Here is a 13,961-nt window from a genome sequence, read left to right on the forward strand (position 1 = left end):
CAGGATCAAACTCTCAAATAAAGTTTGTGACTCATTTTTTTGTTTGCTAGCGAATTGACTTCGCAAATGTTACTTTTGTTAGGTTCCTAAGAACCTAGCCTGCACATTTGATAAAATCGAAACTTTGTTCAGTTTTCAAAGACCTACGTCATAAAACAACTTTTATATTATATCATGCTGATTCTTAACTGTCAAGATAAAAAATTCATTTAATTGAATATTTATTCGCTCGATGCTAAGTAACAGCAACTCAATAATTATATCAATTATTTTTTATGTTGTCAACAACAAATTTTACTTTGTTTTGCTGTAACCCTTGTCGCCGTAACAACATTAACTATAATATCAATTCAAACGCCCGCCGTCAAGAAAAAAATTAAAAAAAATTAAAAGCCGAACGTTAGTCAACATTCGGCTTATTAATATATGAATATTTATTAACTTATATCTGGAACACCGAAGTCTTTTTCAGCTTGCGCTAACCAACCTACCATATTTTCACCAATAGGTTTATAGCCATAATCTAAATGGCGATTAGTCCAATAATGCTTACGATGCCATTTATCTGTGACGTTCGGATCACTATTTAAAATACGGACGGATAAGCTGATTTTTTTAGAGTATTCATCAATATCCAAAACCATTACTTTAACTTTTTGCCCTACTTTAAATAGTTCATTTACATTTTTAACAAAGCCATGTTCACATTCTGAAATATGAATTAACCCTTGTTGTGCATCACTTAATAGAACAAACACACCATAATTTTGGATGCCTGTAACGGTACCCTCAACAATATCACCAATTTTGAAACCCAATTAAAACACCTCTAGTTGACTTCAATAGAAGTAATTGTAATATCTTCCAATGGTTTGTCAGAAGCATCCCGTTGCACGCCGGCAATATTATCTACAATACTCATATCTGTTAACACTTGACCAAATACAGTATGTCTGAAGTCTAACCATGGTGTGCCTCCGTTTTTGTAGGCTTCAACTACATCTTCTGGATAACCGGCATCTTTCAACTGCCCAAACATTTGTGGATTAATGTTGGCATTGTTTACAATAAAAAATTGACTGCCGTTAGTGTTAGGACCAGAATTTGCCATTGATAGGGCACCCCGGAAATTAAATAATTCTTGGCTGAATTCATCTGCAAAAGATTCGCCCCATATACTTTCGCCACCCATACCAGTACCTGTAGGATCGCCACCTTGAATCATGAAATCAGGAATTACACGATGAAAGATGATGCCATTATAGTAGCCTTGTTTTGCTAAAGTTGTAAAATTCTCAACTGTTTTAGGGGCTTGTTCTGGAAACAAGGCAACTTCGATATCGCCCATTGTTGTCTTAATGACTGCTTTAGGGCCAGTATAGTTTTCTAAATCTAATTGTGGAAAGCTCATAAATTAGCTCCTTTATATATGTTATATTTTTTTTACCAGTTCTATAATATAATGCCTAACCTTTAAAAGCAAAACTACTTCGGTCCGCCCTCTATAAATTATGGCTAATTTGTGATAATCTTTAAGTGTTTTCACTCTATATAGTAAGGAGCGTCAAAATATGACACACATTTATGACATCACAGTCATCGGCGGTGGTCCAGTTGGCATGTTTGCAACCTTTTATGCCGGCTTAAAAAGCGCCGATGTTCATTTAATAGAATGCTTGCCCCAATTAGGTGGTCAAGTTGAAGCACTTTATCCTGAAAAGGAAATCTACGACATCGCAGGGTTTCCACAAGTTAAAGGTAAAGATCTTATCAGTCAGCTGCAATCACAGATTGACAACTTTGATCCAGATATTTCCTTAAATACTTCTGTTCAAAGTATCAACTACCAAGCAACAGATAAAGTTTTTGAGATCGAAACAAATCATGAGACTTACTACTCAAAGTCCGTGATTATTGCAATTGGTAACGGCGCCTTTGCCCCTAGAAAACTTGCCTTTGAATACGACCACCAGTTAGATGGTGATTACGTTAGCTACTTTGTCAAAGACTTGTCCAAATTCAAAGGCCATGATGTCGCGATTGCTGGTGGCGGTGATTCCGCAGTAGATTGGGCTTTGGCCTTAAAGGATATCGCAAAATCAGTGACAATCATTCATCGTCGAGACAAATTCAGAGGGATGGAATCAAACATTGAAAAAATGGAGAATTCCTCAGTCATTGTCAAAACGCCTTTCTTATTAGATAGCTTAGACTTAGTATCTGATAAATTGGCCATTGGACTAAAACAGCTCAAAGCAGATCATCATGAAACTTTAACCGTTGATAAACTATTAGTAAATTACGGTTTCACTTCTGACAGCCGTATCCTAAGAAAATGGGATCTTACGCTGGCCGGTTCTGATATTGAAGTTGATAATAATATGGAAAGCAGTCGACCTTTGATTTTTAGTGTTGGTGATATTACCACATACAAAGGTAAAGTAAAACTTATTGCCGCTGGCTTTGGTGAAGTTCCAACTGCTGTCAATCACGCCTTAGAAACAATTTATCCTGACCGTAAGCAACCATTACACTCCACATCCCTGATGCAAAAATAAAACCTTAAGGTGTCCTAATTTATGGAAAATTCAAAAATCGATCTATATAATCATGTCATTGCCCTTTTAAAACAAGAAGCTGTAACGATTAAAGATATTGCAGAATTGGTGTTTTTCTTACAAAAAGATTACATCACTGATTTAACAATTGAAGAGTGTATCGATAACGTTTTAATTGTTTTAAAAAAGCGTGAGGTACAAAACGCGATTATGACGGGTATCACATTAGATGAACTTGCACAAGCGCAACAGCTGCCACAGCCTTTACAGACCATTATCGAAACCGACGAAGGTCTTTATGGTGTTGATGAAATTATGGCGTTATCCATCGTCAACGTCTATGGTTCCATTGGCCTTACCAACTATGGCTACATTGATAAAGTTAAACCGGGTATTTTAGCTGAGTTAAATGCTCATCGAAATCACTCGGTTCATACCTTTTTAGATGACATTGTTGGGGCAATTGCCGCCGCAGCTGCCAGTCGCATGGCACATCGCAGCCTAGATAAACAGGATGATATTTATTAAATTTTGATTTAAATCACAATGTGTTCATGATTTCTTAAATATTTTTTTCTATACTAACCACAAAACTCTAGGAGGCTTTAAATGACCCAACTGATCGATTTTATTTTGCATATTGATCAACACCTAGTAACTTTAGTGAATACCTTTGGCAATTGGTCCTACGTCATTTTATTCCTAATGATTTTTATTGAAACCGGGATTGTCATTTTTCCATTCTTGCCAGGTGACTCGTTAATTTTTGCAGCTGCAGCATTGGCTGCTAACCCGTTATATCATTTAAATAACGGTGTTTTGTTTATTTTATTTCTCACTGCAGCCGTTGTTGGCGATACCGTCAACTACGAAATTGGTCGACATCTTAGCGATCGTGCTTTAGATAGTAGCCACTTCGGTCGACTTATCAATCGCGACAAACTCAAAGTTGCTGAGAACTTCTTTGACCGCCACGGTGGTAAAACAATTGCTTTGGCCCGATTTGTCCCTATTGTTAGAACTTTTGCCCCTTTTGTTTCCGGGGGTAGTCATATGAATTATCGTCATTTCTTAATGTTTAATTTCATCGGCGCGTTATCTTGGGTGACTTTATGTGTCGGTGGTGGCCATTTCTTCGGCAACATCAGTTTTGTTAAAAATCATTTTTCACTAGTTGCCCTGGGTATTGTCGCAATTTCACTATTGCCGATGCTAGTCGTCTACCTTAAAAATAAATTTTCAACGAAACCTGCCAAAATTGAAGAATAGGTCAAACAAAAAACCTGCCAAAATCATTCAATGATTTTAGCAGGTTTTTTAGGTGTTAAGCCAACGTTTAGGGCGCGTCCAATAAATACCTATGCCCATCAATAATTCAAATAGAACAAAAAAGACAATAAAGCAATGACTGAAAAAGCTCTCTGGCAGTACATTGATAATTGGATCCACTGCTGGATCAAACAGCCAATTAGAATTTTGACTGAAAAATAGATGATGGAACGTTATAAAAAATTGATCAAAATTTGTTGCCGCAATACCACCGATTAAAATCGGCAGAACTGCCCCAATCTGAAAAGGTCGATAGAGATACCATAACTGTTTACGTTGGTACCAATGTTTTAATGTAGGTAGCGCAACTATGGCTGAAAGCACTAATAAAATCTCATTTAAAATGAATAATTTTTTAACATCCGCGAAATGCGCCAGTCCATTCGCTGAACTTGGAAAATCAGGCATTTGCAGTTGGGTTAGCCACGGAAAATGGAGATAGGCCATTAAAGCGCTATAGTTTTTCATCAATTCTTGCAAGGTCATATTAACCATCTGCGGTAAATTGGCTTGTTTCGCATCTATTGGATAATAAATAAAAGTCCCGATAATCGTTATAAAAATCGCTGCCGTTAATAGAAATAAGAGGATGGCGAAAATCTGTCCTGTCCGTTTTAACCGCCACATCTTATTGCCACTCATCCAAGGAATCTATGACATAGGTCGGTTGCTGCGTTAATGCTGCCAAATCTGAACGATGACTGTAGCCGGTCAAGACAAGTAACGTATCCATGCCCACGTTAAAACCAGCTTGAATATCTGTATTCAAATTATCGCCTACCATGACAACTTGATCTTTTGCTAAGCCAATTTTATCTAAAGCCGCCGTCATAATCGGTGCTTGAGGTTTACCAATGTAAAATGCTTTTTGCTGCGTTGCCCGTTCTACTAAGGCAATCACCGACCCTGCACCAGGTACTAAGCCCCGTTCATTAGGCAAATTCGTATCTTCATTGGTTCCAATGAATTTAGCACCGCGTTTAATAGCTAGCGTGGCCAATTCAAATTTATGATAAGTCACGTCATAGTCCAATCCTACGATCACAAAGTCAGGATCTACTTCGTTTAATTTAAAACCGCAATTTAAAATGGCTTTTTTTAAGCCTAACTCACCAATAATATAAACACTGTAGTCGCTACAATGACCATCAACTTGCTGCGTTAAATAACTGGCAGTTGCCAAAGAAGGTGTATAAATTGTACTGGGCGCAACGTGAATATCATGATTTTGGGCTAGATTTTCGACAACTGCTTCCGGTGTTTTTGTTGTGTTATTAGTCAAAAATAAAAAATCTTTATTCTGCGCTTGCAATCTTTCCACAAATCGCTTGGCTGCGGGGATTTTTGTGCTGCCCTTATAAACCGTACCGTCTAAATCAATAAAGTAGCCTTGGTAATTCTTTTGCATGAATTAAAAACCTTTCTAAATCGTTATTTAGTTTCATCTAACCGCCGAACAGTAAATTTTTGTTGTTTCCGTTGTTCTTGGTTATTTGTTTTATGATTATTTTTGTTGTTTGAATTGCTATTTGTTTTTTTGGTATTATTTGTCCCTTGATTACTATTACGCCGAGGAGCAGACCGTCGCCGAGAACGATTCTTTCGCTTAGTATTCTTATGACCAGTTTCTTTTGGTTTATAAGGTGCACCCGTCCGTTTCAAAATAAAATAGGCGCACCCAAAATTACAATATTCATAAAGATAATCTTCAAAAGTACTAATTAATTGATCTCGATTTGCTTGATGGTTATTATCTCGGTAAAATCCCCGCAGCCGCAGCTGATCATAGCCCCAGTCGCCGACAATATAATCGTATTTATTTAAAATATCACTATAACAATCATTTAGCTTATCCACGTCAAATGCCTCTTTATGGTCTTTGACGACTTCGTAATCTACACCATTGATCATTAATTGACCATCTACAATCCGAACATAGCGCACTGGTTCTGGTGTACTAATGGCTTCATCCAAAAGTTCATTAATTTTTTCAGTTGTTTCATCTTTAATTTGCGGATTCTTCGACATGTTTAACCTCTTTTCTAACAAAACAATAAAATTATACCATATTTCCCCTAATCTTGATTGGTCGTCGTTACTGGATAATGCGCTTTTAAATAAGCTGCCACCACATGACGCAAAAATTCTGGATAGAGCAGCTGATTCTCACCCACGATTTCAATGGTTGGAAAAAAGGGAATCAGCATGTAATGATCCAAAGTGGTTAGCGTGTACATCGCTTCTGGATCAATTTCTTGATCTTGAAATAAAACTTGACGTGTCCCTGGCACAACTTTGATGCCATCATAAACCAGCTCACCAAAAACACGGCCTCGAAAACTCATCCCTCGAATTGGAAAGCCTTGCAAAAAAGCGCGATTTTTTTCCATTTCCATCACCAACCGCCACAAATCATAGCCTTTTAACCGTACATTTAACAGGTGCATCGGATGTGGCATTTGTTCATGTAAGTCATCCATTGTAATTAAGCCCGCCGGTAAATCTTTTAAAAAGAGTCCTTGATTTAAAACAGCCGCTTGTGTTTGTCCCCGATCCTCTAGCGCTTTTAGTGCCAGTCTAATCATGTTTGTTGGCTTTTTGTAATTTGCTTTAAGCGTTTCCGGTAAGGTGGCAACTTTAATTTTCTGCAGCAGTTGATGGCCTTTAGCTGCATAACCGTCAATTTCAGCATTATCCCCTGTCATTTCCGGTAATTCAGCCGTTTTTTGAACAGTCGCGGTTACTTTTGTAAGCTGATGCTGGGTATTTAAATCCAAATCCACTTGACCAATATATTCTCCCCATTTACCGGCCGCCGTCAGCATTGTCTGCCCGTGTGGCTCGCCAGTAGGCAATAAATGATGGGAATGTCCACCTAATACGATTTGTATTTCAGGGAAATGTTGAGCAATAAATCGATCCATAGTAATCCCTAAATGCGACAGTAAAATCAAACAATCACATTGGGGTTTTAACTCTGCTAATAACGGTGGTAACGCATCTTGAACTAATTCTGGATACCAGTGATTCGGTTGGTACGTTAAAAGAAATGGCGCCGTTAAGCCGATGACACCTAGTCGGGTACCTTTTTTAGTCGTTATAATTTTATAAGGTTTCGCGAATTTAGGTATTTGTCCCGTCTCATCTTTGAGATTGGCTAACAAAACATCAAAATTAGCGTGGTCATACAAATGACACAGTTGTTCATGACTATTGCCAATACCTTCATTATTCCCAATCGTTGCCCCGTCGTAACCAATTTCATTTAATAGCTGGATATTGGCCTGCCCCATAGTGGCTTCGGTTAAGGGATGTACCCGATCTTCGGCATCCCCAATATCAAATTTAAAAACTTCAATACCTTGGGTTTCAGCTTGAACTTGCCGTTGTTGAATAAACCGCCGAATTCTAGGCCAATTTTCAAAGTGTGAATGTAAATCATTCGTATGTAAAATCTGAATTCTCTCAAATACCATTACCTGCCGCCTCGTTTTCTATATGATGACAGTTTTTGCCATATTACTAATAATTTTACCTTAAGGATCTAGTCCGAATCTGTCAACTTTTGAACAACAAATAAAGCCCCCACCTCAAAACTTATTGTTCTAAAGTAGACGCTTGTTTAATTTAATCTGTTTGAATTAAAGGTTTTAGTAAGTTCTCCACATTTTGTAACTCTGCTGCTTTAACTAAAGGAATCAACTGCGGCATCAGACTGTAATCAAAATAACCTTGAGATAGTTTGTGTGCTTGATATTTGCGAAAAGCTAAAATCAAAATTGCTGCCACGTCCTCATGTTTATCTAATCTTGTCATCATTAACAACTTACTACGAATTTGCATCAAGCTTTGGGCCTGTAACAAACTATCCCCTCCTAAAATGTATTTTAAATTAGTATAACCTAAGAAAGATTAAAAATAAATGTGAAAATCATTTTATTTTCTTATTATTTTGAATTAAGGCCTGTTTCTTCTGAATCATCTCTTCAATTTCAATCGCTTTTAGCGGTGTCCCAAACGGTAGCGGCACTGTTAATAAGTCCCGTTCCGGCGCATCTACACCCACATTAATATTTAGTGCGCTGGGCATCATCGTATGATGAATATGCCCGTGCAAATTATAAATCTGTGTGGCAATCCCTAAAAACATTGGATAATGGGTCAAATAATACTGCGCATGATTAAATTTAATCAGGGCCCCCACATCGTGAAATTGATATTTAGGCTGACCCAATAAGTCATAATTACGAGCTGAAATATATTTAAATAATTCACGGGCATCATGATTCCCTTTAATAAAAATAATATGCCCGTTTAATTTTTCTATTTGCGTATAAACTTCTGGCGGTTTCGGGAAATTTCCGGGACGCAAAGCAATATCCCCCAGATGATATACAGTGTCATGGGCGGTCACCCGATCATTCCAAGCTGTGACCAATTGGGCATCCATCGCCGCAACAGATTCAAAGTGCCGTGGCGCAAAGTCATTAGGTTCTAATAAAGTCTGATGAAAAAAATGCGTATCCGCAATAAAATAATCCATATTCTAAGCTCTTTTCTTAATTAATCATTGGCTTAAGCTATGATTTGGGCAACGTTACCCAAAAGGTGAGCTGTTGGTCTTTTACTTTATAGGTTATCGAATAATGCAGCTTATGACAAATTTTGGCCACAATTGATAACCCTAAGCCGGTACCTGACAAATTTTTATTTCGGGAAGTTTCCCCGACATAATAAGGTGCCCACATTTGATCAAAGTTTAAATCGTTATTTGCCAATGTATTTGTAATTAAGAAATTAATCTCCGTCTTAGTTTGGAATAATCTAATCTTGATTTCAGAACTGGCTGCATATTTGACACTGTTTGTAATTAAATTCATCAATAATGAGGTCAACAACGCCTCTGAACTTTTTATTTTGAGCCCCGCTTCAAGTGCCACCGCAAATACCCGCTGACTGCTAGTCGCTAAAGGCTGATAGTCTTGGATGAGTTTTTGAACTAAAGCCGTTAAATCCACGGTTGTTCGGGCCACTTCTTCTTGTTCAATTCTGGAAAGATATAACAGACGATCTAAAGCCGTAGCCATTTGCTGGCTTTCATTTGTAATCGTTTCTAAAAACGTGCCGTCATCTAAACCATCTTTTAAACCAGTGGCATAAAGCTGAATTAAGGCAATCGGCGTCTTTAAATCATGGGCAACGTTGTTCATCAATTGGGTCATCTCAGCATTTTTTGTTTTTAATGCTGTTTGATAATGATCCAGCTGTTGTCCCATGGTATTCAAACTAGTAGCCACGGTGGCTAATTCATCTTGAGTTTGAATAACTAAGGGCACAAATTTATTTTTTTGCATATTTGCCGCAAAGCGTTCAAAAGCCCCCAATGGTTTTGTAATATTGCGAACTAACAAAATAATCAAGATAATCGCAATGGCGATGGTCACCAGATTCACGGCAATCAAAAAATGATTGATGATCTTAAACGCATCTGAAATATCCGGGATAATCATCGTAACCGCAAATAATTGCCGCTTAATTTGGACATAATTCACCAGCAGGCTATAGCTTAAATCTTGTTGCTGATAAAGCCGTACGCGCTGTTGGCCTTTTAAGATATCTTGGTAATCTTGCTGCCAGAGCCAATACTTTTGAAAACCAATATTTTTAGCCTGTAAAGCACTGCGAATTGCCTCATTTAGCGTGTCATTATCTAATGATGTTGTATCTGAAACTTGGGCAATAACCACTTGCTGATTTTTTTCAATCTTTGAAATTGCCTGGCCCGAATTAGGCGTTTTCTTCAGTTGCTTCGTTAATTGCTGACTGACCGTAAGTAATGTTTGTTTCTTTTGCGCTAAATAATAACGTTCTAAATATTGGGTATTAAATAAGATTGTGGTCAAACTCGCCAGACTCAAAACTAAGACAATGCTGACGATAAATTTATGGGCTATTTTATGCATGACTTACCTGCAGACTGTAGCCTGTCCCAAAACAAGTTTGGATATAGTCTGCCCCAATTTTTTGCCGTAATCGTTTAATGTGCGTATCCACCGTTCGAATATCTCCATCATAATTTAGACCCCAAACATGATCTAACAACTGGGTTCTAGTGAGCACAATATTTTGATTTTCCAAAAAATACTTTAATAATGCGTATTCCTTTTTCGTGAGTTTCAGCGGTACGCCTGCTTTAGAAACCCTAAATGTAGTGGGATTTAATTCAATTTTGTCAAAAGATAAGACTGTTTTTGCGCCTAAGAGTTTCTTGACCCGCATTAAAAAGACAGCCATATCAAAGGGCTTTTTAACATATTCATCCGCACCATTGGTCAAACCGTTTAACTCATCTGCTGCAGTCGTCTTAGCGGTCAACATCATAATTTTGACTGGTAAATTGAGCAGCCGTATATCTTGGCACAGCTCAAGGCCACTAACTTTGGGTAACATCCAATCTAGAACCAATAAATCAACCGGCTGATTTTCTAAAATCGGTAAGACGGCACTGCCATCAGCAACAGTCATCACCTGATAGCCGGCCTTTTGCAAATACATTTTTAAAATTTTGGCCATATTCGGATCATCTTCAGCAACTAAAATAAACATCCCTACGCACTCCTTATCTAAATATAAATGTGATACGCTGAAATTTCTGGTACCACACCAAACCGTGCCGCAACATGACTCGTGCCGATACCTGTATTTACAAATAATTGTAAATTATTGGCCAGTGTATACCAACCTTGACTATAAGTTTCCGCTAAAGCTGTTTGTGCTAAAATCTTTTGATTAACAATTGGCAAACCCGGTACTTTAATTTGTCCACCGTGACTATGGCCACTTAAAGCAATATCATAACTATAATTTAAAAACTGAGTGACCATTCCAGGTTCATGCATTAATAAAACGCGATAGTCCACCCTTTTGTTTGCAGTCATTGCCGAAATTGCCGGATGCCCCAGCATTGCTTCGTCTAGCCCTGTGAATAGCACTTTTTTATGATTTAACAAAGTTATTGTTTTGCTCGTATTCCGTAAAACTAAAAATCCGGATCGCGCCATAATTTTAGCATAATGCTGCCCGGCACCACCGCCATAGTCATGATTGCCATATACAGCAAATTTACCAAATTTTGTCTTTATTTGACGTAATGTCTGGCTCACCCGCTGATCATCATGGTATTGTGCGTAATTATCATATAAATCACCTGTAAATACAACAACATCTGGTTTTTGCTGGTTGACCTTTTGTACCACTTTTTCCAAGTTATGCGTATTAAAAGTTGCTTTAAGATGTAAATCTGAAATTTGCACAATTTTTAATTCTAACGTATCGGATTGCCTTTGACTTAAAACATAGTCTGTCACTTTTAACCGATAAGGCTCAATCTTAAATGCATAAATTAAAATCCCCGATAGGATTAAGATAAAACTCCCAATAATTAATGTTACTCGATAAAACCATTTCATGATTGTCACTCCTTTACAAAGGCATACTATAAGTGCGGATTGTGACAATCTTGTGACAAATTAACTTTGAGCTTAATTTTGCTGAAAACACAAAAAAAGGGCCAAGCCAAAAGCTAACTTTTGACTCAACCGCTTCTTATGATTACCAATAGGACTGGCCAGGTAGGATTCGAACCTACGACCCACAGATTAACAGTCTGGCATTCTACCACTGAACTACTGGCCAATGAATATTAGTATAATAACAAGCTTCACTTAAGATGTAAAGTAAAAAGATGGATTAATTCACATAAAATTAAAACTTAATGGTATTTAGATTAATTATTCTAAAAACAAGCCTGTCTAAACCGTATTATAAGGGTTATCCGATATGGTTTGCCTTTAATATTTCATCAACAGCATCCCGAATTTTCCCTTCTGGTTTAGCCCATTCTACCCAAGTATCAAAATCTTCCTCAGGAAAATCATAAGTTTCATTAATATATTTCTCATAAATATCTACCGCTGTGGAATGGGCGATATTTAACTGTAAAATCCGAACTTTTTTTAATAAGCCTCTAATAACCGCCAACTCTGCACGGCCATTCATAAAAATATTGGCAACTTCATAATAAGTTGACCCATCCACGCGTGTAATCTCTTCAATTAAGTCTAATTGCTGATATTTTGTAATCATTTTGACAAATAACCTCCTACCATAAAAAGTAGCTTGAACTAAAAATTCATGGTATGTTTAATAATTATAAGCACCAGAATAAAGGAAAAGTGATTGATTTATGTTTTCAAATTCCAAACGAACATACCCTAAATGGCTATTTTATATTTTTTTAATTTGCGTTTTCTATTTTACCACAGGATTTACAGTTGTGGGGCATCGGGGGGATCCGATTAATGCTCCTGAAGAAACTTTTCAAAGCTTTGACATTGCCTTTAATGAAGGTGCAGAATATGTGGAATTAGATGTGCATCGTTCTCAGGATGGTGTTTTAGTGGTCTCTCATGATCGTAACTTAGAACGCGTCACTGGTCAAAGTGTCATCGTCTCATCTCAGCCGTTCTCAGAATTGCACAAGCTGCAAACAGCCAACGGTGAACCGATCCATAGTTTAGATGAAGTCTTTGCCCATTATCAAAATAATCCCAATGCAAAGTTCTTAGTAGAGACTAAAAAAACTAAAGCCGGCAATCCTAAAGATATGGAAGCATTGCTTGTAGAAACGATTAAAAAATATAATATGGCTGATCGTGTCATGGTCCACTCTTTTTCACAAAAAAGTATGGAACAAATGCAAACGTTAATGCCAGAAATTCCTAGAATTTTTATTGTTGGCAGCTTAAAGCGGATTAACTTTGAAAATCTGCAGTACGTTAATGCCATCAACATTTCCTCCGAACTGGTGACGGCTCAATTAATTGATGAGCTGCATTACTTAGGCAAACAGGTTTACGTTTGGGATGAAATGACTGAAAAACAAAAGAGCTGGAATTATATTGTAAACTTGCCGATTGATGGTGTGGTGACCAATTATCCTAGCATCGGTGCCAGTTATCAGCAGCTCAAAGATAACGCCCGAATTTCAGACATGGATAGCACCGCCGCTTTAGTCAGCGACACTGCCGTTAAAACTTTTGTTAATCCTTACCGCTATGATCTAACTAAAAAAGCGTTGCAGCCCTTTACACCAGTTCATGTCAGCCAACGAATTAGCATCGGCGATCAAACCTACTATCAAATAGATGAAAATCGCTTTGTCTTAGCTAACGCCGTGAATCTTGCGGATGACTTAACCAGTGCCGCTTTATATTTAAATCAAAAAATTCAATTAAAACCTAAAAGAACCACGCAAACAGCTTACGCCTCCCCCCTTTATCCTCAACGGACAACTGGCATTGTCTTACCTAATAAGAACTACAAAATTAGGGCTGTCCGCTCCGTTTCCGGTTCAATTTGGTTTAAAATTAAAGCTGGTTGGGTTCAAAGCAGTCAATTTCTGGTACAATTTAAGTCTATGGCCAATGACAGCCAAACAGCCTTGAAACTCTATTTGTCTCAAGATGCGAGCCAGCGGACGAACAACATTAATATTTTAGCTAGTCTGCCGTCTATGTTAACTTATGTCCAACAACGTAATTATGATCGTTTCACATCGCAAACAACTGAAAATCTATTAGCCTTAAAGCAAGAACAAGCTTTATACCCTCTGATTTTAAGTTATACTAATAACAACACCAAAGGATGATCAACTAATGTTAAAAAATGACGAAATCAACCACGAAGCACTTATCGCCAATGTTCAACAGTCTTTACCTTCAGAAAAGACAATTGATTCAATGACGCAAATGCTCAAAACTTTTGGTGACAAAACCCGCGCTAAGATTTTATACGCTTTATTCGAATCCGAATTGCGTGTTTTAGATATTGCGAGTATTCTAAATATGTCCCAAAGTTCTGTTTCACATCAGCTAAGAGCTTTAAAAGAAGCAAAACTTGTTAAGAATCGTAAAGTCGGTAAGGAAGTAATTTACGCTCTAGCCGATGACCACGTGATTAATATATTCCGGCTTGTCTTAGAGCACGTGAATGAAAAAAATTCTAACTAAAGTG

Annotated in this window: 17 protein-coding genes and 1 tRNA gene; 5 read left to right on the forward strand and 13 right to left on the reverse strand. The window is 37.5% G+C overall.

Annotation, left to right across the window (positions count from 1 at the left end; translation table 11 throughout):
• Positions 1-437: 437 nt before the first annotated feature.
• Positions 438-818, reverse strand: a complete 381-nt coding sequence (locus EKM93_RS04945; RefSeq protein ID WP_125713673.1) for a CvfD/Ygs/GSP13 family RNA-binding post-transcriptional regulator — start codon at positions 816-818, stop codon at positions 438-440.
• Between the two features lie 11 nt (positions 819-829).
• A complete protein-coding gene (locus EKM93_RS04950; protein ID WP_125713675.1) occupies positions 830-1,411 on the reverse strand; it encodes a peptidylprolyl isomerase in 582 nt (193 codons plus the stop codon).
• A gap of 160 nt (positions 1,412-1,571) precedes the next feature.
• Between EKM93_RS04950 and EKM93_RS04955 the strand changes: the two genes are divergently transcribed.
• From EKM93_RS04955 to EKM93_RS04965, 3 genes are all read left to right on the forward strand, one after another.
• Positions 1,572-2,558, forward strand: coding sequence for an NAD(P)/FAD-dependent oxidoreductase (locus tag EKM93_RS04955; RefSeq protein WP_125713677.1), 987 nt, complete (start codon positions 1,572-1,574; stop codon positions 2,556-2,558).
• Positions 2,559-2,579: 21 nt separating this feature from the next.
• Positions 2,580-3,086 carry a phosphatidylglycerophosphatase A family protein gene (locus EKM93_RS04960; protein WP_125713678.1) on the forward strand — a complete coding sequence of 169 codons (507 nt, stop codon included), beginning with the start codon at positions 2,580-2,582 and terminating at the stop codon, positions 3,084-3,086.
• An 81-nt stretch (positions 3,087-3,167) separates the two neighbouring features.
• Entirely contained in the window at positions 3,168-3,827 is a 660-nt protein-coding gene (locus tag EKM93_RS04965) for a VTT domain-containing protein (RefSeq protein ID WP_125713680.1), read from the forward strand.
• A 48-nt stretch (positions 3,828-3,875) separates the two neighbouring features.
• Here the strand turns inward: EKM93_RS04965 and EKM93_RS04970 are convergent, their stop codons facing one another.
• From EKM93_RS04970 to EKM93_RS05020, 11 genes are all read right to left on the reverse strand, one after another.
• Positions 3,876-4,514 carry a TIGR01906 family membrane protein gene (locus EKM93_RS04970; protein WP_164506991.1) on the reverse strand — a complete coding sequence of 213 codons (639 nt, stop codon included), beginning with the start codon at positions 4,512-4,514 and terminating at the stop codon, positions 3,876-3,878.
• Position 4,515: 1 nt separating this feature from the next.
• Positions 4,516-5,295: a TIGR01457 family HAD-type hydrolase gene (locus tag EKM93_RS04975; RefSeq protein ID WP_125713683.1), complete on the reverse strand. Its 780-nt coding sequence runs from the start codon at positions 5,293-5,295 to the stop codon at positions 4,516-4,518.
• A 23-nt stretch (positions 5,296-5,318) separates the two neighbouring features.
• Entirely contained in the window at positions 5,319-5,915 is a 597-nt protein-coding gene (locus EKM93_RS04980) for a YutD family protein (RefSeq protein ID WP_125713685.1), read from the reverse strand.
• A 47-nt stretch (positions 5,916-5,962) separates the two neighbouring features.
• Positions 5,963-7,363: a bifunctional metallophosphatase/5'-nucleotidase gene (locus EKM93_RS04985; RefSeq protein WP_125713688.1), complete on the reverse strand. Its 1,401-nt coding sequence runs from the start codon at positions 7,361-7,363 to the stop codon at positions 5,963-5,965.
• Between the two features lie 151 nt (positions 7,364-7,514).
• On the reverse strand, positions 7,515-7,751 hold the full coding sequence (locus EKM93_RS04990; RefSeq protein WP_125713690.1) for a hypothetical protein: 237 nt from the start codon (positions 7,749-7,751) through the stop codon (positions 7,515-7,517).
• Positions 7,752-7,818: 67 nt separating this feature from the next.
• Positions 7,819-8,430: a metallophosphoesterase gene (locus EKM93_RS04995; protein ID WP_125713692.1), complete on the reverse strand. Its 612-nt coding sequence runs from the start codon at positions 8,428-8,430 to the stop codon at positions 7,819-7,821.
• Positions 8,431-8,467: 37 nt separating this feature from the next.
• Positions 8,468-9,850 carry a sensor histidine kinase gene (locus EKM93_RS05000; protein WP_125713694.1) on the reverse strand — a complete coding sequence of 461 codons (1,383 nt, stop codon included), beginning with the start codon at positions 9,848-9,850 and terminating at the stop codon, positions 8,468-8,470.
• Positions 9,843-10,493: a response regulator transcription factor gene (locus tag EKM93_RS05005; protein ID WP_125713696.1), complete on the reverse strand. Its 651-nt coding sequence runs from the start codon at positions 10,491-10,493 to the stop codon at positions 9,843-9,845. The genes EKM93_RS05000 and EKM93_RS05005 overlap by 8 nt, the downstream gene beginning before the upstream one ends.
• 17 nt (positions 10,494-10,510) lie before the next feature.
• Entirely contained in the window at positions 10,511-11,356 is an 846-nt protein-coding gene (locus tag EKM93_RS05010; protein ID WP_125713698.1) for a metallophosphoesterase, read from the reverse strand.
• A 154-nt stretch (positions 11,357-11,510) separates the two neighbouring features.
• Positions 11,511-11,582, reverse strand: a tRNA-Asn gene (locus EKM93_RS05015).
• Positions 11,583-11,717: 135 nt separating this feature from the next.
• Positions 11,718-12,032, reverse strand: a complete 315-nt coding sequence (locus EKM93_RS05020) for a hypothetical protein (protein WP_125713700.1) — start codon at positions 12,030-12,032, stop codon at positions 11,718-11,720.
• Positions 12,033-12,222: 190 nt separating this feature from the next.
• On the opposite strand from EKM93_RS05020, the gene EKM93_RS05025 reads away from it, so the two are divergent.
• On the forward strand, positions 12,223-13,596 hold the full coding sequence (locus EKM93_RS05025) for a glycerophosphodiester phosphodiesterase (RefSeq protein ID WP_164506992.1): 1,374 nt from the start codon (positions 12,223-12,225) through the stop codon (positions 13,594-13,596).
• A 7-nt stretch (positions 13,597-13,603) separates the two neighbouring features.
• Positions 13,604-13,957 carry an ArsR/SmtB family transcription factor gene (locus EKM93_RS05030; protein ID WP_125713704.1) on the forward strand — a complete coding sequence of 118 codons (354 nt, stop codon included), beginning with the start codon at positions 13,604-13,606 and terminating at the stop codon, positions 13,955-13,957.
• Positions 13,958-13,961: the final 4 nt, after the last annotated feature.

Origin of the sequence: Agrilactobacillus yilanensis, assembly GCF_003946725.1 — a bacterium.
Classification (GTDB): domain Bacteria; phylum Bacillota; class Bacilli; order Lactobacillales; family Lactobacillaceae; genus Agrilactobacillus; species Agrilactobacillus yilanensis.

Coding starts and splice junctions, on each gene's coding strand:
- EKM93_RS04975 (WP_125713683.1), bottom strand. CDS start 5,295: ATGCAAAAGAATTACCAAGGCTACTTTATTGATTTAGACGGTACGGTT.
- EKM93_RS05005 (WP_125713696.1), bottom strand. CDS start 10,493: ATGTTTATTTTAGTTGCTGAAGATGATCCGAATATGGCCAAAATTTTA.
- EKM93_RS05010 (WP_125713698.1), bottom strand. CDS start 11,356: ATGAAATGGTTTTATCGAGTAACATTAATTATTGGGAGTTTTATCTTA.
- EKM93_RS04985 (WP_125713688.1), bottom strand. CDS start 7,363: ATGGTATTTGAGAGAATTCAGATTTTACATACGAATGATTTACATTCA.
- EKM93_RS04980 (WP_125713685.1), bottom strand. CDS start 5,915: ATGTCGAAGAATCCGCAAATTAAAGATGAAACAACTGAAAAAATTAAT.
- EKM93_RS04970 (WP_164506991.1), bottom strand. CDS start 4,514: ATGTGGCGGTTAAAACGGACAGGACAGATTTTCGCCATCCTCTTATTT.
- EKM93_RS04965 (WP_125713680.1), top strand. CDS start 3,168: ATGACCCAACTGATCGATTTTATTTTGCATATTGATCAACACCTAGTA.
- EKM93_RS04950 (WP_125713675.1), bottom strand. CDS start 1,411: ATGAGCTTTCCACAATTAGATTTAGAAAACTATACTGGCCCTAAAGCA.
- EKM93_RS05000 (WP_125713694.1), bottom strand. CDS start 9,850: ATGCATAAAATAGCCCATAAATTTATCGTCAGCATTGTCTTAGTTTTG.
- EKM93_RS05030 (WP_125713704.1), top strand. CDS start 13,604: ATGTTAAAAAATGACGAAATCAACCACGAAGCACTTATCGCCAATGTT.
- EKM93_RS04960 (WP_125713678.1), top strand. CDS start 2,580: ATGGAAAATTCAAAAATCGATCTATATAATCATGTCATTGCCCTTTTA.
- EKM93_RS04955 (WP_125713677.1), top strand. CDS start 1,572: ATGACACACATTTATGACATCACAGTCATCGGCGGTGGTCCAGTTGGC.
- EKM93_RS04995 (WP_125713692.1), bottom strand. CDS start 8,430: ATGGATTATTTTATTGCGGATACGCATTTTTTTCATCAGACTTTATTA.
- EKM93_RS05020 (WP_125713700.1), bottom strand. CDS start 12,032: ATGATTACAAAATATCAGCAATTAGACTTAATTGAAGAGATTACACGC.